The sequence below is a fragment of the Streptomyces sp. TLI_185 genome (assembly GCF_003814765.1).
Classification (GTDB): Bacteria; Actinomycetota; Actinomycetes; order Streptomycetales; family Streptomycetaceae; genus Streptomyces.
This window is the reverse complement of sequence record NZ_RKRB01000001.1, coordinates 5808926-5833085: the sequence shown is the minus strand read 5'-3', so window position 1 is coordinate 5833085 and position 24160 is coordinate 5808926. Positions and strand designations below refer to the sequence as shown.

The 24160-nt window shown below is 70.7% G+C and carries 23 protein-coding genes and 1 pseudogene; 11 read left to right on the top strand and 13 right to left on the bottom strand.

Going from position 1 to position 24160, the window contains the following annotated elements:
* The first annotated feature begins 6 nt into the window (after positions 1–6).
* On the top strand, positions 7–594 hold the full coding sequence (locus EDD92_RS26875) for a cysteine hydrolase family protein (RefSeq protein ID WP_123966730.1): 588 nt from the start codon (positions 7–9) through the stop codon (positions 592–594).
* A gap of 16 nt (positions 595–610) precedes the next feature.
* Here the strand turns inward: EDD92_RS26875 and proC are convergent, their stop codons facing one another.
* The 3 genes from proC to EDD92_RS26860 all read right to left on the bottom strand — a co-directional run bounded on the left by proC (position 611) and on the right by EDD92_RS26860 (position 3331).
* The gene (proC, locus tag EDD92_RS26870; RefSeq protein ID WP_099930608.1) at positions 611–1423 is read right to left on the bottom strand and encodes a pyrroline-5-carboxylate reductase; all 813 of its coding nucleotides are present in this window, start codon (positions 1421–1423) and stop codon (positions 611–613) included.
* Positions 1424–1724: 301 nt separating this feature from the next.
* Positions 1725–2519, bottom strand: a complete 795-nt coding sequence (locus EDD92_RS26865) for an ABC transporter permease (protein ID WP_123966728.1) — start codon at positions 2517–2519, stop codon at positions 1725–1727.
* On the bottom strand, positions 2516–3331 hold the full coding sequence (locus EDD92_RS26860; protein WP_123966727.1) for an ABC transporter ATP-binding protein: 816 nt from the start codon (positions 3329–3331) through the stop codon (positions 2516–2518). Before EDD92_RS26860 ends, EDD92_RS26865 begins: the two co-directional genes overlap by 4 nt.
* Before the next feature lie 249 nt (positions 3332–3580).
* On the opposite strand from EDD92_RS26860, the gene EDD92_RS26855 reads away from it, so the two are divergent.
* Entirely contained in the window at positions 3581–5014 is a 1434-nt protein-coding gene (locus EDD92_RS26855) for a SulP family inorganic anion transporter (RefSeq protein WP_123966725.1), read from the top strand.
* Here EDD92_RS26855 and EDD92_RS26850 read toward each other — a convergent pair.
* The 4 genes and pseudogenes from EDD92_RS26850 to EDD92_RS26835 all read right to left on the bottom strand — a co-directional run bounded on the left by EDD92_RS26850 (position 4978) and on the right by EDD92_RS26835 (position 7082).
* Entirely contained in the window at positions 4978–5748 is a 771-nt protein-coding gene (locus EDD92_RS26850) for a class I SAM-dependent methyltransferase (RefSeq protein WP_123966723.1), read from the bottom strand. The two genes, EDD92_RS26855 and EDD92_RS26850, sit on opposite strands and share 37 nt — an antisense overlap.
* A 99-nt stretch (positions 5749–5847) precedes the next feature.
* Positions 5848–6351 carry an EamA/RhaT family transporter gene (locus tag EDD92_RS26845; RefSeq protein ID WP_123966721.1) on the bottom strand — a complete coding sequence of 168 codons (504 nt, stop codon included), beginning with the start codon at positions 6349–6351 and terminating at the stop codon, positions 5848–5850.
* Positions 6352–6395: 44 nt separating this feature from the next.
* A pseudogene (locus tag EDD92_RS26840) lies at positions 6396–6635 on the bottom strand (SH3 domain-containing protein); the annotation flags it as partial.
* A 129-nt stretch (positions 6636–6764) separates the two neighbouring features.
* Entirely contained in the window at positions 6765–7082 is a 318-nt protein-coding gene (locus EDD92_RS26835; RefSeq protein ID WP_123966719.1) for an SH3 domain-containing protein, read from the bottom strand.
* A gap of 182 nt (positions 7083–7264) precedes the next feature.
* On the opposite strand from EDD92_RS26835, the gene EDD92_RS26830 reads away from it, so the two are divergent.
* Positions 7265–9349 (top strand): serine/threonine-protein kinase, encoded by a 2085-nt coding sequence (locus EDD92_RS26830; protein ID WP_123966717.1) that lies wholly within the window; start codon positions 7265–7267, stop codon positions 9347–9349.
* A gap of 57 nt (positions 9350–9406) precedes the next feature.
* Here the strand turns inward: EDD92_RS26830 and ilvD are convergent, their stop codons facing one another.
* From ilvD to EDD92_RS26810, 4 genes are all read right to left on the bottom strand, one after another.
* Positions 9407–11260 (bottom strand): dihydroxy-acid dehydratase, encoded by a 1854-nt coding sequence (gene ilvD / locus EDD92_RS26825; RefSeq protein WP_123966715.1) that lies wholly within the window; start codon positions 11258–11260, stop codon positions 9407–9409.
* Between the two features lie 127 nt (positions 11261–11387).
* Positions 11388–12002, bottom strand: coding sequence for a TetR/AcrR family transcriptional regulator (locus EDD92_RS26820; protein ID WP_030942696.1), 615 nt, complete (start codon positions 12000–12002; stop codon positions 11388–11390).
* Complete coding sequence (locus tag EDD92_RS26815) at positions 11999–12820, bottom strand: sugar phosphate isomerase/epimerase (RefSeq protein WP_030942693.1); 822 nt, start codon at positions 12818–12820, stop codon at positions 11999–12001. Before EDD92_RS26815 ends, EDD92_RS26820 begins: the two co-directional genes overlap by 4 nt.
* Positions 12821–12945: 125 nt before the next feature.
* Complete coding sequence (locus EDD92_RS26810) at positions 12946–13878, bottom strand: Ppx/GppA phosphatase family protein (RefSeq protein ID WP_123966713.1); 933 nt, start codon at positions 13876–13878, stop codon at positions 12946–12948.
* A 71-nt stretch (positions 13879–13949) separates the two neighbouring features.
* On the opposite strand from EDD92_RS26810, the gene EDD92_RS26805 reads away from it, so the two are divergent.
* Positions 13950–14798, top strand: coding sequence for a hypothetical protein (locus EDD92_RS26805; protein ID WP_123966711.1), 849 nt, complete (start codon positions 13950–13952; stop codon positions 14796–14798).
* 12 nt (positions 14799–14810) lie between these two features.
* Here EDD92_RS26805 and EDD92_RS26800 read toward each other — a convergent pair whose 3' ends face one another.
* Positions 14811–16502, bottom strand: a complete 1692-nt coding sequence (locus tag EDD92_RS26800) for a BACON domain-containing protein (protein WP_123966708.1) — start codon at positions 16500–16502, stop codon at positions 14811–14813.
* A gap of 240 nt (positions 16503–16742) precedes the next feature.
* On the opposite strand from EDD92_RS26800, the gene radA reads away from it, so the two are divergent.
* The 3 genes from radA (at position 16743) to EDD92_RS26785 (ending at position 19947) form a co-directional block, all read left to right on the top strand.
* Positions 16743–18152: a DNA repair protein RadA gene (gene radA, locus EDD92_RS26795; protein ID WP_123966707.1), complete on the top strand. Its 1410-nt coding sequence runs from the start codon at positions 16743–16745 to the stop codon at positions 18150–18152.
* Positions 18153–18233: 81 nt separating this feature from the next.
* A complete protein-coding gene (gene disA, locus EDD92_RS26790; protein WP_123966706.1) occupies positions 18234–19358 on the top strand; it encodes a DNA integrity scanning diadenylate cyclase DisA in 1125 nt (374 codons plus the stop codon).
* Between the two features lie 136 nt (positions 19359–19494).
* Positions 19495–19947, top strand: a complete 453-nt coding sequence (locus EDD92_RS26785) for an RICIN domain-containing protein (protein ID WP_123966704.1) — start codon at positions 19495–19497, stop codon at positions 19945–19947.
* A gap of 98 nt (positions 19948–20045) precedes the next feature.
* On the opposite strand, the gene EDD92_RS26780 is transcribed toward EDD92_RS26785, so the two are convergent.
* Entirely contained in the window at positions 20046–20858 is an 813-nt protein-coding gene (locus tag EDD92_RS26780; protein WP_185124138.1) for a hypothetical protein, read from the bottom strand.
* Positions 20859–21008: 150 nt separating this feature from the next.
* Here EDD92_RS26780 and EDD92_RS26775 point away from each other — a divergent pair, with 150 nt between their 5' ends.
* The 4 genes from EDD92_RS26775 (at position 21009) to cseB (ending at position 24156) form a co-directional block, all read left to right on the top strand.
* On the top strand, positions 21009–21956 hold the full coding sequence (locus EDD92_RS26775) for an A/G-specific adenine glycosylase (RefSeq protein WP_123966702.1): 948 nt from the start codon (positions 21009–21011) through the stop codon (positions 21954–21956).
* Between the two features lie 261 nt (positions 21957–22217).
* Positions 22218–22757, top strand: coding sequence for a SigE family RNA polymerase sigma factor (locus tag EDD92_RS26770; protein ID WP_123966700.1), 540 nt, complete (start codon positions 22218–22220; stop codon positions 22755–22757).
* Complete coding sequence (locus EDD92_RS26765) at positions 22745–23407, top strand: hypothetical protein (protein ID WP_185124137.1); 663 nt, start codon at positions 22745–22747, stop codon at positions 23405–23407. The genes EDD92_RS26770 and EDD92_RS26765 overlap by 13 nt, the downstream gene beginning before the upstream one ends.
* Before the next feature lie 44 nt (positions 23408–23451).
* Positions 23452–24156: a two-component system response regulator CseB gene (cseB, locus tag EDD92_RS26760; RefSeq protein ID WP_123966698.1), complete on the top strand. Its 705-nt coding sequence runs from the start codon at positions 23452–23454 to the stop codon at positions 24154–24156.
* Positions 24157–24160 lie beyond the last annotated feature (4 nt).

Genomic DNA, 24160 nt, shown 5'->3' with positions numbered 1-24160 from the left:
GTGGGCATGGAGATCGCAGAGAACGCAGCGCTGGTGGTTGTGGACGTGCAGAAGGGCTTCGACGAGGCCGACTTCTGGGGGCCGCGGAACAACCCGGAGGCCGATGACAACATCGCTTCGCTCATCGACGTGTGGCAGGCGACGGGGCGGCCGGTCGTCTTCGTACGGCATGACTCGCCGAAGCCCCAGTCCCCGCTGCGGCCGGGGTACGAGGGGAACGAGTTCAAGGAGTACGTGGAGCGGCGGCGTGGGAAGGGGGCCGGCGGGGCTGAGCTGTTCATCACGAAGACCGTGAACTCGGCCTTCTACGGCGCGCCGGATCTGGATGCCTGGCTGAAGGCGGAGGGGATCTCGCAGTTCGTGGTGGCCGGGATCCAGACCAACATGTGCGTGGAGACGACGGCCCGGATGGGCGGGAACCTCGGGTACGACGTGGTGGTCGCGTATGACGCGACGTACACCTTCGCTCTGGAGGGGCCGTTCGGCTGGCGGCGGAGTGCTGACGAGATCGCGCAGGCGTCGGCGGTGTCGCTGCACGGGGGCGGTTTTGCGCGAGTCGTGGCCACGAAGGAGGTGGTGGACGCGGCGGGGTGACCGCCCCCGGCGGCAGTCAGTCCTTCTTGCCGGAGGCGAGTTCGCGGCTGCGGTCGCGGGCGGCTTCGAGGGCGGCGATGAGGGCGGCTCGGACGCCGTGGTTCTCGAGTTCGCGGATGGCGTTGATGGTCGTGCCCGCGGGGGACGTGACGTTCTCGCGGAGCTTGACCGGGTGTTCGCCGCTGTCGCGGAGCATGGTCGCGGCGCCGATCGCGGACTGGACGATCAGGTCGTGGGCCTTGTCGCGGGGGAGGCCGAGCAGGATGCCGGCGTCCGTCATGGCTTCGACCAGGTAGAAGAAGTACGCCGGGCCTGAGCCGGAGAGGGCGGTGCAGGCGTCCTGCTGGGACTCGGGGACGCGGAGTGTCTTGCCGACGGCGCCGAAGATCTCCTCGGCGTGGGCGAGGTGGTCGGCGGTGGCGTGGCTGCCGGCGGAGATGACGGACATGGCCTCGTCGACGAGGGCGGGGGTGTTCGTCATGACGCGGACGACCGGGGTGCCGGTGGCCAGGCGGTCCTCGATGGAGGCGGTCGTGATGCCGGCGGCTCCGCTGATGACCAGGCGGTCGGCGGGGACGTGGGGGGCGAGTTCGTCGAGGAGGGTGCCCATGTCCTGCGGCTTGACCGTGAGGATCAGGGTGTCGGCGGTCTTGGCGGCTTCCGGGTTGGTGACCGGGGTGACGCCGTAGCGGGAGCGGAGTTCTTCGGCTCGCTCCGGGCGGCGGGCGGTGACCAGTAGGTCGGCGGGGGCCCAGCCGCCGCGGATCATTCCGCTGAGCAGGGCTTCGCCGATCTTGCCGGTGCCGAGGACTGCGACTTTCTGGGTCATGGCTGGGGTGCCCTCCGGGGGTGCGTCGTCCGGGGTCCATCGTCGCACCGGGGGTGGGTGGGTGGCTTCGGTGTCCGGTGGGCGGGATGTCGGCGGGTGGGGTGCCGTCGGGGTTTTTCGCCCCCGCCGCCCTTACCCGTTCCCATCCCCAGGGGCGCTGCCCCTTCAACCCGGCCAGGGGCTCTGCCCCTGCACCCCGCCGGGGCAGAGCCCCGGACCCCGGTCGGCCTGAACGGCCTCGTCCTCAAACGCCGGACGGGCTGAAATGTGCGCACCGGCGTTCAGGAGGCGCTGGGGGCAGTCACGCTGTCCTGCGCCTCAGGGTTGCGGCGCCCAGGCCCAGTACCAGTAGGGCGCAGCCCGCCACGATCAAGGCGTCGCGGACGAAGTTGGCGGTCATGTCCGTGTGTTTGAGGACCTCGTTCATGCCGTCCACGGCGTAGGACATGGGGAGGACGTCGGAGATCGCTTCCAGGGCCGGGTGCATGTTGTCGCGAGGGGTGAAGAGGCCGCAGAGGAGGAGCTGGGGGAAGATCACGGCGGGCATGAACTGGACCGCCTGGAATTCGGAGGCCGCGAAGGCCGAGACGAAGAGGCCGAGGGCTGTGCCGAGGAGGGCGTCCAGGAGGGCTACCAGGAGGAGCAGCCAGGGGCTGCCCGTGACGTCCAGGCCCAGGAACCAGACCGCGAGGCCCGTGGCCAGGGCGGACTGGATGATCGCGAGGGTGCCGAAGGCGAGGGCGTAGCCCGCGATCAGGTCGCCCTTGCCCAGCGGCATGGCGAGGAGGCGTTCGAGGGTGCCCGAGGTGCGTTCGCGCAGGGTGGCGATGGACGTGACCAGGAACATCGTGATGAGGGGGAAGATGCCGAGGAGTGATGCCCCGATGTTGTCGAAGGTGCGCGGGCTGCCGTCGAAGACGTAGCGGAGCAGGAACAGCATCACGCAGGGGATGAGGATCATCATCGCGATGGTGCGCGGGTCGTGGCGGAGCTGGCGCAGGACCCGGGCCGCGGTGGCGGCGGTGCGGGAGGCGTTGAGGGCGCCGGTGGGGGTGGGTGTCGTCGCCGTACCGGTCGTGGTCGTCGTCGTGCTCATCGGGTGGTCTCCTTCTCGCGGGCGGCGGTGGCCGCCTCGTCGACCAGGTGCAGGAAGGCCGCCTCGACCGTTTCGGAGCCGGTGCGGGTGCGCAGGGCGTCGGGGGTGTCGTCGGCCAGGATCTCGCCCTCGCGCATCAGCAGGAGGCGGTGGCAGCGCTCGGCCTCGTCCATGACGTGTGAGGAGATGAGGAGGGTTGCACCGCGGTCGGCGGCGATGGAGTGGAAGAGGGTCCACAGGTCGCGGCGGAGGACCGGGTCCAGGCCGACGGTGGGTTCGTCGAGGACGAGGAGTTCGGGGGTGCCCAGCAGGGCGACTGCCAGGGAGACGCGGCTGCGCTGGCCGCCGGAGAGGTTGCCGGCGAGGGCGTCGGCGTGGGAGGTGAGGTCGACGTCGGCGAGGGTTCGGTCGATCTCGTGGTGGCGGTCCGAGGCGGAGCGTCCCGGGGCGAGGATCGCCATGAAGTAGTCGAGGTTCTGGCGGACCGTCAGGTCGTCGTAGACGGAGGGGGCCTGGGTGACGTAGCCGATGCGGGTGCGGAGGGTGGGGTGGCCGGCCGGGCTGCCCAGGACCTCCAGGGTGCCGGTGACCTTGGCCTGGGTGCCGACGATCGCGCGCATGAGGGTCGACTTGCCGCAGCCTGAAGGACCGAGGAGGCCGGTGATCTGGCCGCGCGGAACGGTGAAGTCGAGGCCGCGCAGGACGGTGCGCGGGCCGCGGATCACGGTGAGGCCTTCGGCTCGGACAGCGGGAGCACGGACCTCGGTGGCAGCAGGGGGATCCGCGGAGCGGCCTTCGGAGTAATTCATCATGCGATGAATAATGCTCCGGGGCAGCAGCGTCGTCAAGTGATGTCCGAGGGGTGCGTTCGGCGGCGCAGGCGCGTGGCGGCGCGATCGGAAGTGGAGAGTCCGGTTTGCACGCCTCCGCGTTCACCGACCGGAAACGCGAATTCGGATGCGGAACCAACTCCCGTTCCTGACAATGGATTTCACTTCGCCGTACCCTCCCCCGGTTCGGCGCCCACGCATCTCCCCCTCACCGACGGAGGTGCTGTTGTCATGCGCTGTCGCATACGCAAGGCCGATCTGTTCGCTTCGCTGGTCGTCTTCCTGGTCGCACTGCCGCTGTGTGTGGGCGTGGCCATGGCTTCCGGAGTCCCCGCCGAGCTGGGGCTGGTCACCGGGATCGTCGGCGGGCTGGTCGCCGGGGCGCTGCCCGGCAGCAGCCTGCAGGTGAGCGGGCCGGCGGCGGGACTGACGGTGCTCGTCTACGAGGCCGTCGACACGTACGGCGTCCAGGCACTCGGAGTGCTGGTGTTCGGGGCCGGGCTGCTGCAGCTGGGGCTCGGGGCGCTGCGGCTCGGGCGGTGGTTCCGGGCCGTGTCCGTGGCCGTGGTGCAGGGGATGCTCGCCGGGATCGGGCTGCTCCTGGTCGCCGGGCAGGTGTATGCGATGGGCGATGCGGCCGTGCCGACGAGCGGGCCGGGGAAGATCGCCGGGCTGGTGTGGCTGCCCGGGCGAGTGGACCCGGGGGCGTTGTCAGTGGCGGGTGCCACTATTGCCGTATTGCTGCTGTGGCCGCGTTGGCGCAGGGGGGCGGGGGTGGTGCCTGCGCCGCTGGTCGCGGTGGCGGTGGTGTCGGCGGTGACCGGGGTGTTCGGTCTGGATGTGCGGCGGGTCGAGGTGCAGGGGCTCGTCGATGCGGTTCGGGTGCCGGAGGCGGCGGACTTCGGGCGGCTTACGGAAGTGGGGGTGATCGGAACGGTCGTGGCGTTCGCGTTGATCGCGTCGGCGGAGTCGTTGTTCAGCGCGGCGGCGGTGGACCGGCTGCACCGGGGGCCGCGGACGGACTTCGACCGTGAACTGATGGCGCAGGGCGCGGGGAACGCGGTGTGCGGGGTGCTGGGGGCCCTGCCCATGACGGCGGTGATCGTGCGGAGCGCTGCGAACGTGCAGGCGGGGGCACGGACCAAGGCCTCGCGGGTGCTGCACGGCGTGTGGCTGCTGCTGTTCACGGTCGTCCTGCCCGGGGTGCTCGGGCTGATTCCGGTGGCGGCGCTGGCCGCGTTGCTGGTGCACGCCGGATGCAGGCTCGTGCCGGTGCGGGAGGCGCGGGTGCTGTGGCGTGAGCACCGCGGGGAGGTCGTGGTGCTGGCGGTGACGGCTGGGGCGATCGTACTGGGGAACTTGTTGGAGGGGGTGTTGGTGGGGCTGACGCTGGCCGTGGCGAAGACGGCGTGGGACATCAGCCATGTGCATGTGGAGACCGAGGACCGGGGCGAGGCGGGGATCGTCGTACGGGTGCTGGGGCATGCGACGTTCCTGCGGCTGCCGAAGCTGCTGGACGCGTTGGAGGCGCTGCCGCACGACCGGGAGGTGCGGCTGGAGTTGGGAGGGCTGCGGCATGTGGACCATGCGTGTGCGGCGGCCCTGGAGGGGTGGGCCGCCGTGCGGGGTCATGAGTTCGTGGCCACGAGCAGTTCGACGACGTAGGCCTCCTCGACGAGCCCGTCCGGGAAGGACGCGAGCAGGTGGTCGCGCTCGTCGCCGAGGATGGCCGCCCGGCGTTCCTCGCTCTGCACGAGGAACATCGAGTGGCTGCCGATGTTGGCGAGATGCGTATCGATGGTGACCGGGCGGCTCCAGCGGACCTGACGGCGGGTGAAGTCGAGGCGGCCGGTGGGGTCGGCGAGAGCGTTGGTGGCTCCGTTGCCGGTCCTGTCGATCTCGCGCTTGATGCCGAAGTGGCGCTCCAGGCGGCCGGCTTGGGCAGCCAGCCACGGGACGTCGAGGTCGGTGGTGTTCCACCACAGGGCCAGCGCTCCGCCCGGACGCAGCACGCGCAGGGCCTCCGGGACCGAGCGGGCGGGCTTGGTCCAGTGCCAGGCCTGGGCGTAGGTGAGGAGGTCGGCGGAGGCGGTGGCGAGCGGCAGCTCGTTGCCGTTGCCCCGGACGATCGGGAGGCCGGGGTTGGCGCGGCGGAACTCGACCGCCATGCCGGCCCCGGGCTCCACGGCGACGACGTCCGCGCCGCGGGAGGCCAGGAGCGCGGTCGCGATGCCCGTGCCGGCGCCGATGTCCGCGACGCGGGCGCCCTGGAGAGGGCGGCCGGCCAGGTCCTCGATGGCGTCGAAGAGGGCCGGTGGGTAGGAGGGCCGGTTGGCGGCGTACTGGGCTGCGGCGGCGTTGAAGGAGTGAGCGCGGGTGGGCTGCGAGAAGGCGGTCATGAGGCCATGGTGGCGCGGGGTGGGTGCAGGGGGCAGCGAGTTTTTGGCGAGAAAGCGCGGGGTTCCGAACCGGCAGCGGGGCTGATCCGGAAGCGGGGCTCAGGAGTGGCGGCGCTTCTTCGACGCGTTGCCTGTGCGGCGGGTGGTGCGCTTCTCGTGCTGCTTGAGGGCTGCCTCGTACTCCCCGCGGTGGAGGTTCTCGCCCGGAGCCTCGGTGAGGGAGCGGAAGAAGTACGCGAGGAGGGAGCCGACGAAGCCGATGGCCAGGAGGCCGCGGAGGGAGGCCTGGCGGGCGGGGTCGGGGCGACGGGTGAAGGTGTCCCAGGTGTTGCGGAAGGCGAGGGCGCTGCAGATCGCGAACATGGCGACGACGAGGACGCTCACGAAGGCGCCGGTGGCGGCGAGTTGGAGGCCCTGGTAGGCGAGGCGCAGGACCAGGCAGGCGGCGACTGCGGCGGCGAGCGAGCCGACGGCTGCTCCGATCCGGCGGAGGCCGTACCCGTTGTCGTGGTTCACCCAGGTGGTGCCGAAGAAGCGGAGGGCTTCTGGGCGGGGGCCGACCGGGGAGCCCGCGGAGTCCTGGGTGCCGTTTTCGTCGCTCACGGGACGATTATGGCTCCGGGGTGGGCGCGGGCTCCCTTCGGGGATCAGCCGCAGCGGGGGGCTATGTAGCCGTCGCTGCCGGTGTGGACGTTCGTGTCCGAGACGAACTGGCCGTCGTCGATGTTGTCCCAGATGTTCGACGTGCCGTAGTAGCCGGTGACCGTCGTGCCCGGGGTCTGGCAGTAGATCGGCACCTTCGCGCCCTCGGGCAGAATGCGGACGATGCTGTACTGAGTGCCCGGGCCACTGCGGACGTTGAGCCGGAGGCCCGGCGCAACGTCGTACTAGCGCACGGTGGCCGCGTTCGCGGTGGCCGCCGAGCCCATCACCATGAGCAGGGCACCGGCAGCGCCCGCCAGCAGAACGGATCTACGTCTTCGGGATGTCATCAGAGTCCTCTGCTCTTTGCCCGATCAGGCGCACCGGTCGGCGACGTAGCCGTCGCTGCCGGTGAGTACGTATGCATCCGAGACGTACTGGCCGTTGCTGATGTTGTCCCAGATGTTGCTCGTGCCGTACGGGCCTGTCACCGACGTACCAGGGGTCTGGCAGTAGATCGGCACCTTCGCACCCTCGGGCAGGACGCGCACGATGCCGTAGCTCGTGCCGGGGCCGCTGCGGACGTTGAGTCGCACGCCCGGCGCGACCGAGTAGTAGCGGACCGTCGCGGTGGCCGTCAGGGCCTCGGTCTCCTCGGCGCTCTCTGCCACTTCTACGCGGTCAACAGACATGAAAATCCTCCCCCGTTGGTCCCCATGACTGCCATGGGGACCCATTGATTCCCCTAAAACACGCCATGAAACACATGTGCGCATCTTGCACGCGGAAGCTAGCACGCCGCCTCTGCCTCGTACGAGTCATCGACTAGGCTCCGTGCGTCGCGCGCGCGGACGAACAGCACGGGGGTGGTCCCATGGCGCCACAGCACAACACCGGAGCGGGCGCGGAAGCGGAACTTCCCGAGTACGCCGGTCACTACCGTCTGGAGTCATGCCTCGGATCAGGTGGAATGGGTGTGGTGCACCTGGCCCGCAGCACCTCGGGGATGAAGCTTGCGGTGAAGGTCGTACACGCGGAATTCGCCAAGGATCCCGAGTTCAGGGGACGGTTTCGGCAAGAGGTGGCCGCTGCCCGCCGGGTGAGTGGTGCCTTCACCGCATCCGTTGTCGACGCCGATCCCGAGGCCGAACGGCCCTGGATGGCCACGCTGTTCATTCCTGGGCCGACCCTCTCCGATCACGTGAAGCGGAATGGCCCCATGCCCCCGGCTCAGCTGCGCCGCCTGATGGCCGGACTGGCCGAGGCGCTGCGCGACATTCACCGGGTCGGGGTCGTGCACCGGGATCTGAAGCCGAGCAATGTGCTGCTCGCCGAGGACGGTCCGAAGGTCATCGACTTCGGTATCTCTCGGCCAAAGGACAGCGAACTGCGCACCGAGACGGGGAAGTTGATCGGCACGCCGCCCTTCATGGCGCCCGAGCAGTTCCGCCGACCCCGGGAAGTCGGCCCCGCGGCAGACGTGTTCGCCCTCGGATCCGTTCTGGTGCACGCGGCGACGGGGCGCGGGCCATTCGACTCCGACAGCCCGTACGTCGTCGCCTACCAGGTCGTGCACGACGAGCCGGACCTGACCGGAGTACCGGAGAACCTCGCGCCACTGGTGCTGCGCTGCCTGGCCAAGGAGCCCGAAGACCGACCGACGCCCGACGAGTTGATGCGCGAACTGCGGTCGGTTTCAGCCTCGTACGACACCCAGGCGTTCATACCCGCACAGCGAACCGCCGACGTGCCCGGACCCGCGCCCGAGACACCGGAACGACGACCTGCAGGACGCTCACGCAGGCTGGGCGTCCTGACCGCTGTCGGCGTCGGCCTCCTCTCAGTCGGCGCGCTCGCCTCGATCCCCTTCCTCAACACGGGCAGTCACCACGCAAAGGGCGGGACTGCGCCGCGAGCGTCAACCGCATTCGAAGGGTGGGAGGCGAAGCCCGTTTCCTCGAGCGGGGGCACGCCCCAGTGTTCCCCTGGGGCAGGACAGTTGATCTGCGCCCGATCAGGGCTTGTCTTCGCTCTCGATCCGTCCGACGGCAGCCTGCTGTGGCGACACTCCGTCGCTTCGACGCGCAGAAGCAAGCCGCCAGTCCTCGCAGGTGGTCTCGTGCAGCCTCAACTGGACCAGGGCCCACGGCTCGAAGCGCTCGATCCCGCCTCGGGCAGCGCGAGTTGGCAGCGGAAGATGGCACACAATGCAATCCAGCCTGCCGGCGGGATGCTCCTGCTCACCCGCCCCAACGGCACGGTTGCCGGCGTGGACGGCGCGACGGGCGACACGAAATGGAACAGGCGGATACCGGGCCAGAGCCTGCCGTACTTCGCCTCATTCATCAGTGACGGGCTGGCGTATGCGTCGAGCCCCTCCGCCGACGGGTCGAGCACACGCGTCACCGCCGTCGACCCGGCCACCGGCACCGTGCGCTGGGACGCACGCCTGAGCGGAAACCTGGAGCCCGTCGGCGCCCGCGACGGCTCCGTCTTCTTCCTCTCCACCAACAGGGTCTACGGCGACACGGACGCCGTCGTCCGATACACCCCGGCGTCCAAGTCGTCGCGACGCGTGGCACTCCCCGTGGCCCGCCCCGACGCCCGGGCGACCGTGCGCGGGAACGTCGTCTATGTCCTGGCCGCCGACGGCGCGCTGGACGCCGTTGACGTGGAGGCGCGCAAGCGCCTCTGGCACCTTGAGACGTCGGTGAGCCGAGGCTCGGCACCGGTCGCCGACGGCAACCACGTGTACCTCACGACCGCCGACGGGCGACTGCTCGCAGTCGACGCCGCAGGCGGGCGGCTCGTCGGGCAGACCCCGGCACGACCGGGTGCGAACTCGGGCCAGGTCGTCGGCACAGTGCCCGCACCCGTCCTCGCCGACGACCACGTCTACGCCACCACCCCCGACGGGACCGTCTTCGCCGTGGACGCCCGCGATCCCGCGGCCTGGTAGCACGAGCACGCGAAAGGGGCCGCCCCGAAGGGACGGCCCCTTACCGCACGAACAACGTCAGCCCAGCTTCGAAACGTCCCGCACCGCGCCCTTGTCCGCGCTGGTCGCCATCGCCGCGTAGGCCCGCAGCGCCGCCGACACCTTCCGCTCGCGGTTCTTGGGCGCGTACACGCCGCCCAGGGCCTGCTCGCGGCGGGCGAGCTCGGCGTCGTCGACCAGGAGCTCGATCGTGCGGCCCGGGATGTCGATGCGGATGCGGTCGCCGTCCTCGACGAGCGCGATCGTGCCGCCGGACGCGGCCTCCGGGGACGCGTGGCCGATCGACAGGCCCGAGGTGCCGCCGGAGAAGCGGCCGTCCGTGATCAGGGCGCAGGTCTTGCCGAGGCCGCGGCCCTTGAGGAAGGACGTCGGGTAGAGCATCTCCTGCATGCCCGGGCCGCCCTTGGGGCCCTCGTAGCGGATGACCACGACATCGCCGTCGGTCACCTGCTTGTTGAGGATCTTCTCGACGGCCTCCTCCTGCGACTCGCAGACGACCGCCGGGCCCTCGAAGGTCCAGATCGACTCGTCGACGCCGGCCGTCTTGACCACGCAGCCGTCGACGGCGAGGTTGCCCTTGAGGACCGCGAGGCCGCCGTCCTTCGAGTACGCGTGCTCGGCGGAGCGGATGCAGCCCTCCGCCGCGTCCTCGTCCAGCGCCTCCCAGCGCTCGGACTGGGAGAAGGCCTCGGCGGAGCGGACACAGCCGGGGGCCGCGTGCCACAGTTCCACCGCCTGCGGGGACGGGGAGCCGCCGCGCACGTCCCACGTCTTCAGCCAGTCCGCGAGGGACGGGCTGTGGACCGCGTGCACGTCCTCGTTGAGGAGACCGGCGCGGTGCAGTTCACCCAGCAGTGCCGGGATGCCGCCGGCGCGGTGCACGTCCTCCATGTAGTACGTGCGGTTCTTCGCGACGTTCGGGGCGACCTTCGCGAGGCACGGCACCCGGCGCGAGACCTCGTTGATCTCCTCCAGGCCGAACGGGACACCCGCCTCCTGGGCCGCCGCCAGCAGGTGCAGGATCGTGTTCGTCGAGCCGCCCATCGCGATGTCCAGGGCCATCGCGTTCTCGAAGGCCGCGAAGGTGGCGACGTTGCGCGGCAGGACCGTCTCGTCGTCCTGCTCGTAGTAGCGCCGGGTGATGTCCATGACGGTGCGGGCCGCGTCGACGTACAGCTGCTTACGGGCCGTGTGGGTGGCCAGGACCGAGCCGTTGCCGGGGAGGGAGAGGCCGATGGCCTCGGTCAGGCAGTTCATCGAGTTGGCGGTGAACATGCCGGAGCAGGAGCCGCAGGTCGGACAGGCGTTCTCCTCGATACGGAGGATGTCCTCGTCCGAGATCTTGTCGTTCACGGCGTCCGAGATCGCGTCGACCAGGTCGAGCGTGCGGACCGTGCCGTCGACCAGCGTGGCCCGGCCGGACTCCATCGGGCCGCCGGAGACGAAGACCGTGGGGATGTTCAGGCGCAGGGCCGCGTTCAGCATGCCCGGGGTGATCTTGTCGCAGTTGGAGATGCAGATCAGGGCGTCGGCGCAGTGCGCCTCGACCATGTACTCCACGCTGTCCGCGATCAGGTCGCGGGAGGGCAGGGAGTACAGCATGCCGCCGTGGCCCATTGCGATGCCGTCGTCGACGGCGATCGTGTTGAACTCGCGCGGGATGCCGCCGGCCTCGACGATCGCCTCGCTGACGATCCGGCCGACCGGCTGCAGATGGGTGTGGCCCGGCACGAACTCCGTGAAGGAGTTGGCGACCGCGATGATCGGCTTGCGGCCGATGTCCGCGCCGGGTACACCGGAGGCGCGCATAAGGGCGCGGGCGCCCGCCATGTTGCGGCCGTGGGTGACTGTGCGGGACCTCAGCTCGGGCATCGTCGCTCGCTCCTTCGGAGAGTTCTGACTTAGTCGAGCGTACGCCCGTTGCTCCAAGGGATGGACACTGTGTCCGGAATGCGGGATGCACGTCTCGTTCAGAGGGCGGTGGACCTCGCGTCGGGGGTCAGGGCCCGGTCAGATGCCCCTGCACCACGGGCGCCACCCGCGCGATGATCTGCTCCACGTCCGCCGACACCAGCGGCTCCACCTTGATCACGTACCGCAGCATCGCGCACCCCACCAGCTGCGCGGCCGCCAGCTCGGCGCGCAGCTCCGCGTCCGGCCGGTCCAGCTGGGCAGCGACGCGGCGCAGCAGCTGCGAGGCGACCAGACGGCGGAAGACGGCGGCCGCGGCCTCGTTGTTGACGGCGGAGCGCACGATCGCCAGCAGGGGCGTACGGGTGGTGGGGTTCTCCCAGATGCCGAAGATGAAGCGGGTGAGCCGCTCGCCGACGCCGTCCAGCGGACCTTCGGCGAGCGCCTCCGGCGCGTTCAGCGCGGGCGCGAAGGCGACCTCGATCGCGGCCTCGAAGACCTGCTCCTTGGTGCCGAAGTAGTGGTGCACCAGCGCCGAGTCCACTCCGGCCGCCTTCGCGATGCCCCGTACGGACGTCTTCTCGTACCCGCGCTCGGAGAACTCCTCACGGGCCACGGTCAGGATGCGGTCGCGGGTGTCGGCGGACTCCGTACGGGGACGGCGGCCGCGGCGCCGAGCGGTCGGGTCGGGGGCCTCGGTCACGGTCTGGGCACCCTCACCGCGGAGGCGAGGTGGAGGCGGGTGAAGGCCAGCGCCTCCGCCAGATCGGCCTCGCGTTCGGCGCCGGACATGGCACGGCGGGTGTTGACCTCGATGACGACGTGACCGTCGAAACCGGTCAGGGCGAGACGTTCCAGCAGCTCGGCGCAGGGCTGGTTGCCGCGGCCCGGGACGAGGTGCTCGTCCTTGGCCGATCCCCTGCCGTCGGCGAGGTGGACATGGCCGAGGCGGTCGCCCATGCGGTCGACCATGTGCATCGCGTCGGAGCGGGCCGTCGCGCTGTGGCTGAGGTCGATCGTGAAGTGACGGTAGTCCTCCTTCGTCACGTCCCAGTCGGGGGCGTACGCGAGCATCTCGCGGTCGCGGTAGCGCCAGGGGTACATGTTCTCGACGGCGAACCGCACGTCCGTCTCGTTCGCCATGCGCCAGATCCCGGTGACGAAGTCACGGGCGTACTGGCGCTGCCAGCGGAACGGGGGGTGGACGACGACCGTGGTCGCCCCGAGCTTCTCGGCGGCCGCCTGGGCGCGCTGGAGCTTGGTCCACGGGTCGGTGGACCACACGCGCTGCGTGATGAGCAGGCAGGGGGCGTGCACGGCGAGGATCGGGATGCGGTGGTAGTCGCTGAGTCTGCGCAGCGCCTCGATGTCCTGGCTGACCGGGTCGGTCCACACCATGACCTCGACGCCGTCGTACCCGAGGCGCGCGGCGATCTCGAAGGCCGTCGCCGTGGACTCCGGGTACACGGAGGCCGTGGACAGCGCGACCTTGGCATCCGGGATGCAGACTGGCTCCGCCATGCCGACAGGTTACGGGGTGCGTTTGGTGTTGGGCCGCGCGCCTATTCGCCGTTGTGGCATTCGCCATAGGCGGGTGCGGGTTCCTGGCGGCTTGTCGCGCAGTTCCCCGCGCCCCTTCGGGGGCGCTACACCGACCCCATATGGTCAAGGCGACGCAGGATCACGCCCTCCCTGAGTGCCCACGGGCAGATCTCAAGGCTCTCCACCCCGAACAAGTCCATCGCGCCCTCTGCCACCAGGGCGCCCGCCAGCAGCTGGCCCGCTCGGCCCTCGCTCACACCTGGGAGCTCTGCACGCTGGGCCACCGACATGCCTGCGAGCTGGGGAACCCAGGCCTCCAGGGACTCGCGTTTCAGGTCGCGCTGGACGTAGAGGCCCTCCGTCGACCTCGCCGCACCCGCGATACGAGCGAGCTGCTTGAAGGTCTTGGACGTGGCCACGACGTGATCCGGGGCGCCGAAGCGGGCGAACTCGCCGACCGTGCGGGCGATCTGGGCCCTTACGTGGCGGCGCAGGGCCCTTATGGACTCCGGGTCCGGCGGGTCGCCGGGGAGCCAGGCGGCGGTGAGGCGGCCGGCGCCGAGCGGGAGGGAGACGGCGGCGTCGGGCTCCTCGTCGATGCCGTAGGCGATCTCCAGGGAACCGCCGCCGATGTCGAGGACGAGCAGCTTGCCCGCGGACCAGCCGAACCAGCGGCGGGCGGCGAGGAAGGTGAGCCGGGCCTCCTCCGCGCCGGTGAGGACCTGCAGCTCCACGCCCGTTTCGGCCTGCACGCGCGCGAGGACGTCGTCGGCGTTGCTGGCCTCGCGCACGGCGGAGGTCGCGAAGGGGAGCACGTCCTCGGCGCCCTTGTCCTCGGCGGCCTGCAGGCACTCGCGGACAACGGCGATCAGTTTGTCGATCCCCTCGGGGCCGACCGCTCCGCTCTCGTCGAGCAGTTGGGCAAGGCGCAGTTCCGCCTTGTGCGAATGCGCGGGCAGGGGGCGCGCGCCCGGGTGCGCATCCACCACCAGCAGATGCACCGTGTTCGATCCCACGTCGAGGACACCGAGTCTCATGTACGGAACGCTACTGCCACCTGGGCGGTCCTCCGTATGGGATGGCGCTGTGAGACCCGTACGCTGGTCCTGTGCCAAAGACGAAAAGGGCGAAGAACGACAAGTCCGCCAAGGGTTCTTCTCAGGTGAAGCCAGCGCAGTCGGCGAAGCTGTCGAAGAAGGCCAGGGAAGCGGACGAGAAGGGCCTCGACTTCGCGCGCGCGTGGGTGGAGTTCCCTGATCCGGCGGACGACGAGCAGGTCTTCCGCTGCGATCTGACATGGCTCACCTCTCGCTGGAACTGCATCTTCGGCAGCGGCTGCCAGGGCATCCAGGCGGGCCGCGCGGACGACGGGTGCTGCACGCTGGGCGCCCACTTCTCCGACGAGGACGACGAGAAGCGCGTCGCCGGGCATGTGGCGAGGCTCACGCCCGACATCTGGCAGCACCATGACGAGGGCAGGGAGCACGGCTGGGTGTCTGAGGACGAGGACGGCGACCGCCAGACCCGTCCCTTCCAGGGCTCCTGCATCTTCCAGAACCGGCCCGGGTTCGCGGGCGGCGCGGGGTGCTCGCTGCACATCCTGGCCCTGAAGGAGGGCCGCGAGCCGCTGGAGACCAAGCCGGACGTGTGCTGGCAGCTGCCGGTCCGGCGGACGTACGACTGGATCGACCGGCCCGACGACACCCGGGTTCTGCAGGTGTCGATCGGCGAGTACGACCGCCGGGGCTGGGGCCCGGGCGGCCACGACCTGCACTGGTGGTGCACGTCGGCGACCTCGGCGCACGGCGCGGGCGACCCGGTGTACGTGTCCTACCGGGCGGAGCTGACCGAGCTGATGGGCAAGGCCGGCTACGACCGTCTCGTGGAGCTGTGCGAGCAGCGGCTGGCCTCGCAGCTGCCGCTGCTGGCGCCGCATCCGGCGGACCCGGTCGACTGACCCGGCCTTTGCTCACGAGGACGTAGGGCTCGGGTTCCCGCTGTCGGCGGGCGGTGGTGTCGGACCCTTCGGGTCGGACGGGGCGGAGTCCGTGGGTGTGGGCTCCTGGCCGGGGGACGAGGGCGGGGCGCTCGGGGTGGGGTCCGAGGCGGTCGGGGTCGGTTCCGGGGCGGACGAGGTCGGCGGGGTGCCGGGGCTGCTCGGACCGGGGGCGGTCGGGCTGGGCGCGGTGCCGTAGCCCTCGATGGAGACGACGGCGCCGGACGGTGAGACCGCCACCTGTCCGTGCCACGGGCCGGACGGCTCGCGCAGGTGGTCGACGTACACCTTGATCGTCAACGATTCGCCGGGCGCGAGCGTTCCCGACGACTGACTGAGGTACAGCCAGGCGGCTCCCGTCGATGCGGACCAGTGCACGGGCGCGGGTCCGGTCGCGGTGAGCGTGACGAGCGTCGTGTCGCTGTCGTGGCCGGCCGACACCTGGAGGTGTCCGGCGCTCTTCCCGCTGATGCCGGTGACGCTGATGACCTCCACGGAGATGTCGGGCCGTCTGTGGCCTCTCCCGAAGGGGCCGCCGGGCCGGTTGCTTGCGTTGCCGGCGTTCTCGTATCCGCCGCCGGTGGCCTCGCCGCCGAGGCTGACGGGGCCGTGCGCCTCGCTGGCGGTGGCGGAGCGGCCGTCCGTGGCCTCGGCCGGTGAGCCCCGGTAGGCGGCCCACAGGGCGAACACGGGGGCCGCCACCACGGTGGCGACGACCGTCGTCGTGACGGCACGCGCGCGTAGGCGGTCGCGGCGGGCGGCGCGGTCCTTGGGGTCCATCGGGAAGCCGCGCCGGTCGAACCGGGGAAGAGCGCCGCCACGCGCGCGTGGCTGATGGGTGACCGCCATGTGCAGGGCCGCACGGGGCGCCTCGAGGACGGGCAGCTCGGCGGGGGTGATCATCGCGCCGGGCCAGCGGCCGGGGATCGCCCGCTCGGCGCTGCGGCGACATCGCGGGCAGTCGTCGACGTGCCGGACGAGCTCCTTGCGCAGGGCCGAGCTGAGCACCAGCTGGTTGTCACCGGTGAGCCGGGCGACGTCCGGACAGCCGCCGGTCTCGACGACGGCGAGGGCCGCGCGCGTGCGCTCCACCTCGCAGGCGGCGGAGGCCAGCAGTTCACGCGCGGTGGCGAGGCCCAGGCCCAGTACGGCGGCGACCTCGTGGGCGGCGAGGTGGTGGCGTACGGCGAGCTCGAGCGCCTCGCGCTGCTCCGGGCTGGTGCCGGCGGCCTCCGGCCAGGCCAGCAGGGCGAGTTCGCGGCGGCGCTGCTCCCGGGTCTCGTCGGCGACGGGGGGCTCTGCCGGCCGCTGCTTCTCGGTGCTGTGCCGGCCCGCCGCGTGCGTGCCCTGACGTTTCTGCTTGGCCTCCGCCAGCTTGCGCAGACAGGCCCAGCGGGCCAGCGCGTACAGCCAGGCGCGGCGGTCCCCCGGCACCTGGGGGCCGCGGCGTTTCTCGGCGAGCGCGATGGCCTCACCCAGGGCCGCGGTCGCCGTGTCGTGGTCGCACAGCACGGACAGGCAGTAGGTGAACAGCCCGTCCAGATACGGCTCGTAACGCCCGGGGGGCCGCTGCGCCAGCATGCGCGCAGCGGCACGGTCACGTGCCTCCCGGCGCGCCTGGTCTGCGCCGGTGATGCGGGGCGAGGTCTCCGGGCTGCTGCTCATCCGTGGACCGTAGGCGGCTCGGGATGAACCCTTCTTCCCCCTTGAGCACTTTTAATCCATACGGGTGAAACGATCCCTCAATCGGGGACAGGAACCGCTTGTTCCATGGCTGGTTACCGACGGCGGTGGCCGGTTCGCGGAGTGTCGGATCATGTGCCCGGTCGGCGTGCGGCGGGGAGGGAGGAGCTCGGGGTCGCCGCAGAGACGGCGTTGTCAGTGGGCTCGGTTACGGTTCTCGGCATGGCTGCCCGTACCAAGTCCACCAAGGACCGCCCGTCCTACCGCTGCACGGAGTGCGGCTGGCAGACGGCCAAGTGGCTCGGTCGCTGCCCCGAGTGCCAGGCATGGGGAACGATCGAGGAGTACGGCGCGCCCGCGGTCCGTACGACGGCACCGGGGCGCGTCACCACCTCCGCGGTGCCCATCGGCCAGGTCGACGGGCGCCAGGCCACCGCCCGCTCGACCGGTGTGCCCGAGCTGGACCGGGTGCTCGGGGGCGGGCTCGTGCCCGGTGCGGTGGTGCTGCTGGCGGGCGAGCCCGGGGTCGGCAAGTCGACGCTGCTGCTGGACGTGGCGGCGAAGTCGGCGAGCGACGAGCACCGCACGCTGTATGTCACGGGTGAGGAGTCGGCGAGCCAGGTGCGGCTGCGCGCCGACCGCATCAGGGCCATCGACGACCATCTGTATCTCGCCGCCGAGACCGACCTGGCCGCCGTCCTCGGCCACTTGGACGCGGTGAAGCCGTCGCTCCTCATCCTCGACTCCGTGCAGACCGTGGCCTCCCCGGAGATCGACGGCGCCCCCGGCGGCATGGCGCAGGTGCGCGAGGTGGCAGGCGCGCTCATCCGCGCCTCCAAGGAACGCGGGATGTCCACCCTCCTTGTGGGCCATGTCACCAAGGACGGGGCCATCGCCGGGCCCCGGCTCCTGGAGCACCTCGTGGACGTCGTCCTGAGCTTCGAGGGCGACCGGCACGCGCGCCTCCGGCTGGTCCGCGGCGTCAAGAACCGCTACGGCGCGACGGACGAGGTCGGCTGCTTCGAACTGCACGACGAGGGCATCACGGGCCTCGCCGACCCGAGCGGCCTCTTCCTGACCAGACGTGACGAACCGGTCCCGGGCACCTGTCTGACGGTCACCCTGGAGGGCCGCCGCCCCCTGGTCGCCGAGGTCCAGGCGCTCACCGTCGACTCGCAGATCCCCTCCCCGCGCCGTACGACCTCGGGGCTGGAGACCTCCCGCGTCTCGATGATGCTCGCCGTCCTGGAGCAGCGCGGCCGGATCAGAGCCCTCGGCAAGCGGGACATCTACTCCGCGACGGTCGGCGGGGTGAAGCTCTCCGAGCCCGCCGCCGACCTCGCCGTCGCCCTTGCGCTGGCGTCTGCGGCGAGCGACACCCCGCTGCCGAAGAACCTGGTCGCGATCGGCGAGGTCGGCCTCGCAGGCGAGGTCAGACGGGTCACGGGCGTCCAGCGCCGGCTCTCCGAGGCACACCGCCTGGGCTTCACACACGCGCTCGTTCCGGGCGACCCCGGCAAGATCCCTCCCGGCATGAAGGTCCTGGAAGTCGCCGACATAGGGGACGCTCTGAGAGTCCTTCCACGCTCCCGTCGCCGAGAGGCCCCACGGGACGAGGAGGACCGCCGGTAGACTTTGCCCAGGTCTCGCCCGTCCGTACGAACAGAATGTGCGACACGGGGGCGCCCCAGAACCTGCGACCGGAGGAGTGCAGTGGCAGCCAACGACCGGGCGGCAGCTCCCGGAAAGTCCGGCGGGAGTTCCGGTGCCGATGGCCTGATGCGCGCCTCGCTGAGCGCTGTGGCTCCCGGCACGGGCCTGCGCGACGGGCTCGAGCGGGTACTCCGCGGCAACACCGGCGGTCTCATCGTGCTCGGCTTCGACAGGACCGTCGAAACCATGTGTACCGGCGGTTTCGTGCTGGACGTCGAGTTCACGGCCACACGCCTGCGCGAGCTGTGCAAGCTCGACGGCGGCATCGTGCTCTCCTCCGACCTGTCGAAGATCCTGCGGGCGGGCGTGCAGTTCGTGCCCGACGCGACGATCCCGACCGAGGAGACGGGCACCCGGCACCGCACCGCGGACCGGATCTCCAAGCAGGTCGGCTTCCCGGTCGTCTCCGTCTCGCAGTCGATGCGCCTGATCGCCCTGTACGTCGACGGCCAGCGCCGTGTCCTGGAGGACTCCGCGGCGATCCTGTCCCGCGCCAACCAGGCCCTCGCGACCCTGGAGCGCTACAAGCTCCGCCTGGACGAGGTCGCGGGCACACTGTCGGCGCTGGAGATCGAGGACCTGGTGACGGTCCGCGACGTGTCGGCCGTGGCCCAGCGCCTGGAAATGGTGCGCCGCATCGCCACCGAAATCGCCGAATACGTGGTCGAACTGGGCACCGACGGGCGCCTCCTCGCCCTGCAGCTCGACGAGTTGATCGCGGGCGTGGAGCCCGAGCGCGAGCTGGTCGTCCGGGACTACGTTCCCGAGCCCACGGCCAAGCGCTCCCGCACGGTCGACGAGGCCCTCTACGAGCTGGACGCCCTCACCCACGCCGAGCTCCTCGAACTGCCCACGGTGGCAAGGGCGCTGGGCTACACGGGCTCGCCGGAGGCACTCGACTCGGCGGTCTCGCCCCGCGGCTTCCGCCTCCTTGCCAAGGTGCCGCGCCTCCCGGGCGCCATCATCGACCGTCTCGTGGAGCACTTCGGGGGCCTGCAGAAACTGCTCGCCGCAAGCGTCGACGACCTGCAGACGGTCGACGGCGTGGGCGAGGCCCGAGCCCGAAGCGTTCGGGAAGGTCTGTCGCGGCTGGCCGAGTCCTCCATTCTGGAGCGCTACGTCTGAGTTCCTGGCCAGGTGCCCAACTCCTGTGCACTTCCCCCCGGTTGACCCAAATACCGTTGCGTGGGGTGATCATGCGAGATAGCGTGACGCCGACCATTGTGTTCGATTCTCTATTCGAACTCTCAGGGGGAACTACATGAAGAAGCGCCTCATAGGAACGTTCATTGCGGCGGCGGTTCTCGCCCCAGCGTTGACCCTTGCGGGCTCAGGGCAGGCATTCGCCGCCGGCAACCCGGTCACCTGGAAGAACAACTGGACCGACGGGAACCTGGCGTACAACAACTCCCGCGTCCGTCTGGTTTCCGCCAGTGGCTACTCCACCCACTGGACCGAGTACAGGCAGTCCGACGGCACCTACTTGATGAAGTTCACTGGCAACGGGAAGTGCCTCGACAGCAACAGCGACGGTGACGTGTACCTTCTCGACTGCAACGGTGGCGACTACCAGAAGTGGTACGAGATCCACGAGTCCACCGGCTGGGTCCTCAAGGACAAGGCCACCGGGCTCGTCCTCGACACGGGGGGCACCGGAGTGGTCTACACCGACAGGCGAGGCGCCTCCACGAACTCCGCCCAGCACTGGAGCTGAACCTCAGTTCACACCACAGTGAAGAGACACCCCCGGCCTCGTCGAGACCGGGGGTGTCCCCTTTCCCGACCGTCCTGGACAGCCCGCAGAGGCCCTGCTCAGTCGGCCGACAGCACAAAGGACGCCTGCACCTTCCCGAACCCGGGCGCCGCCGCCTCCACCAGATACGTGCCGGCCCCGGCAGACCCCGCCGCAGGCGTCGCACACTCGGGAGCGCTCGGCTTCCGGTCCCACTTCACGGTGTAGGTGATACTGCTGCGGTTGGGCACCCGGAACACCAGGTTCCCGGAGCCCTGGGGGCAGTCCGCGGAGGACCAGTAGTTGCTGTGGCCGCCCGCCTGGGTGATCGTCAACACCGCGCTCTTCGGCCCGAGATCGATCTTGCAGTCGAAGCCCGAGGTGTTCGCGGCGGTCAGCAGCAGCGTGGGCGTCTGACCGGGGGAATACGTGTTGCGCAGGCTGCGCACGGACAATTTCACGGAGCTCGTCGTGCAGTTGGGGATCGTGGAACTCGCCGGAATCGTGTCGCCCCGGCCGACCCCGATACCGGAGCCGACACCGGCCGTACCGCCGCCGGCGGCCCCGTCGGAGCCCCCGGATCCGGAGTCCGAGCCGGAACCGGACCCCGAACTGCCCCCGGAATCCGACCCGCTGGAGCCCCCGCCGCTCGACTCGTCACGACCGCCCGGCGCTTGGCTGATCGCGGGACCCGAACTCGACGGCCCCGCAGTGATCGTGGGCGCGGGAGTGTTGCCGTTCGCCCCGTCGTCCTTCTTGCCGCCGCCACCGCCCGACAGGACGATCCAAGTGATCAGCAGCGCCAACAAGGCGACCACAGACACGAGTACGACCCTCCGTCGCCAGTAGATGGAGGAGGGGAGCGGCCCGACAGGATTGCGCAGAGATCCCACGGCGCAAACTGTACGAGAGATCGGGCGGTTCCCCGGCCCCACCCGCCGCCGGTTCGTCAACTTTTCCGGATCATCATTCCGGTCCGCACGACGCACCGCGCGCGGGACGGCGGCCCAACCGACCGGGGCCATGGCAGGATCGGAAGCGCCATGACTGCGCCCACGAAGCCCCCGCACAGCAGCCCCGCCGACGGCCCGGCCGACGCCCTTGCCGGCTCCCCTCTCGGCGAGGACCTCCACGCCCCCGTCATCGACTGGTTCGACGAGCACGCCCGCGATCTGCCGTGGCGGCTCCCGGAAGCCGGCCCCTGGGGCGTGATGGTCAGCGAGTTCATGCTGCAGCAGACGCCGGTCAGCCGCGTGCTGCCCGTCTACGAGCAGTGGCTGGCCCGCTGGCCGCGCCCCGCCGACCTGGCCCGGGAGGCGCCCGGCGAGGCGGTCCGCGCCTGGGGCCGGCTCGGCTACCCGCGCCGCGCTCTGCGGCTGCACGGCGCCGCCGTGGCCATAACGGAGCGGCACGGCGGGGACGTACCGACCGACCACGCCCAACTCCTCGCGCTGCCCGGCATCGGCGAGTACACGGCCGCGGCCGTCGCCTCCTTCGCGTACGGGCAGCGCCACGCCGTCCTCGACACCAACGTCCGCCGGGTCTTCGCGCGCGCCGTCACCGGCGTCCAGTACCCGCCGAACGCGACCACCGCCGCCGAACGCAAGCTCGCCCGCGCCCTGTTGCCCGAGGACGAGCGGACCGCCGCGCGGTGGGCGGCCGCCTCCATGGAGCTGGGCGCGCTCGTCTGCACCGCCAAGAACGAGACCTGTCACCGCTGCCCCATCGCCGCGCAGTGCGCCTGGCGGCTCGGGGGCAAGCCCGAGCACGACGGGCCGCCGCGACGCGGGCAGACGTACGCGGGCACGGACCGGCAGGTGCGCGGCAAGCTGCTCGCCGTACTGCGCGAGGCCCACGCGCCCGTGCCGCAGTCGGCTCTCGACCGGGTGTGGCACGAGCCGGTGCAGCGCGCGCGGGCGCTCGACGGGCTCGTCGCGGACGGTCTCGTGGAGCCACTGTCCGGTGGTTTGTATCGGCTGCCGTTGACGTAACCCCTCGTAACGTCACGCCGCATCACACCCCGCCACCCCACCCAATCCCCCCATAACCGAGCGATTCGGTGCACCTGTTTACCCCGTTCCTACGTCCGTTACACAACCGACGGACAGCCGAGTGCTAGCCGAGCGCTGCTCCGGACAGTGCCGTGACAACACCTCCGTAGCTTCATTTGCGTGCCCGGCAGAAGCGGGCTGTTACGGAACAGACCGACGGCGATCAAGCCGGCGGTAACGGGGATCGGGAGGCGGTTCGACATGGCGCAGGGCGAGGTGCTCGAGTTCGAGGAGTATGTCCGCACGCGGCAGGACGCGCTGCTGCGCAGCGCCCGCCGGCTGGTCCCGGACCCGGTGGACGCACAGGACCTGCTCCAGACGGCGCTGGTGCGGACCTACGGCCGCTGGGAGGGCATCGCGGACAAGCGCCTCGCGGACGCCTACCTGCGCCGCGTGATGATCAACACGCGGACCGAGTGGTGGCGGGCCCGGAAACTGGAGGAGGTCCCCACCGAGCAGCTGCCGGACGCCTCGGTCGACGACTCCACCGAGCAGCACGCGGACCGCGCCCTGCTGATGGACATCATGAAGGTGCTGGCCCCCAAGCAGCGCAGCGTCGTGGTGCTGCGACACTGGGAGCAGATGTCGACGGAGGAGACGGCCGCGGCCCTGGGCATGTCGGCCGGAACGGTCAAGAGCACGCTGCACCGGGCGCTCGCCCGGCTCCGTGAGGAGCTGGAGAGCCGCGATCTGGACGCACGCGCGCTGGAGCGTGGGGAGCGGGAGCGTTGCGCGGCCTGACCGGGGCCGGGCCCGAACGGGCCCGAGGCAGTTCACAGGCGGTGATCACGGTGGGGGCCGTGTTCGCCGCCGTCGCCCTTTTCACCACCGCGTGCGGCAAGGGGGGCACGGGTGCCCGGGACGAGGGCCCGGCACACGCATCGGCGATCGAGGGTGCCTTCGCCTCCCCCTCACCCAGCCCGTCCGGGGGCTTTCGGCGGGTGGACGCGGCCTCGCTGATCAAGCAGGACCCGAAGGTCTCCCCGGCGGTGAAACGCGAGCTGCAGCCATGCAGCGGCGACGGCTACCCGGTCAAGGCCACCTACGGCTATCTGACCGGCGAATCGGTCAACGACGTCCTCGTCAATGTCTGGAGCTGCGGTGACGAGGTGGGCATCGGTGTATACGTGTACCGGGACGTCAAGGGCACGTACGAGAATGTGTTCAAGGCGGAGGAGTCGCCGGTCTACGCCGAGATCGACGGCACCGACCTGACCGTGGCCAAGCAGGTGTACGACACGGACGACCCGGTGTCGAACCCGTCCCGGGAGACCGTGACCACGTACAGATGGAAAGCGGGCCGGTTCGCCCAGCACAGCACCCACGAAACCGACTACAGCGAGCTCAGCTCCGGCGACGACGGCACGCCCACGCCCGCGCCGGACCACTGACCCCCCACACACACACGCACACCACGAGGACAGAGAGCAACGGGATGGCAGAGCAGACCCACGTCCTGTTCGTCGAGGACGACGATGTCATCCGTGAGGCCACCCAGCTCGCCCTGGAGCGGGACGGCTTCGCGGTCACCGCCATGCCCGACGGCCTGTCGGGTCTGGAGGCGTTCCGGGCCAACCGCCCCGACATCGCCCTGCTGGACGTGATGGTCCCCGGCCTGGACGGTGTCAGCCTGTGCCGTCGGATCCGGGACGAGTCCACCGTTCCGGTGATCATGCTGTCGGCGCGCGCCGACTCCATCGACGTCGTCCTCGGCCTGGAGGCGGGCGCCGACGATTATGTGACCAAGCCGTTCGACGGGGCCGTGCTGGTCGCGCGGATCCGGGCCGTACTGCGCCGCTTCGGACATGCGGGCGGCAGCGACCGGACCGAGATCGCGGAGGACCCGGTGACCGGTGCCGTGCTCACCTTCGCGGACCTGGAGGTCGACACCGAGGGCATGGAGGTGCGCCGGGCCGGGCAGCCGGTCGCGCTCACCCCGACCGAGATGCGCCTGCTGCTGGAGTTCTCCTCCGCGCCGGGCACCGTACTCTCCCGCGACAAGCTGCTGGAGCGTGTCTGGGACTACGGCTGGGGCGGGGACACCCGGGTCGTCGACGTGCATGTGCAGCGGCTGCGGCAGAAGATCGGCCAGGACCGGATCGAGACGGTCCGCGGCTTCGGCTACAAGCTGAAGGCCTGAGCGT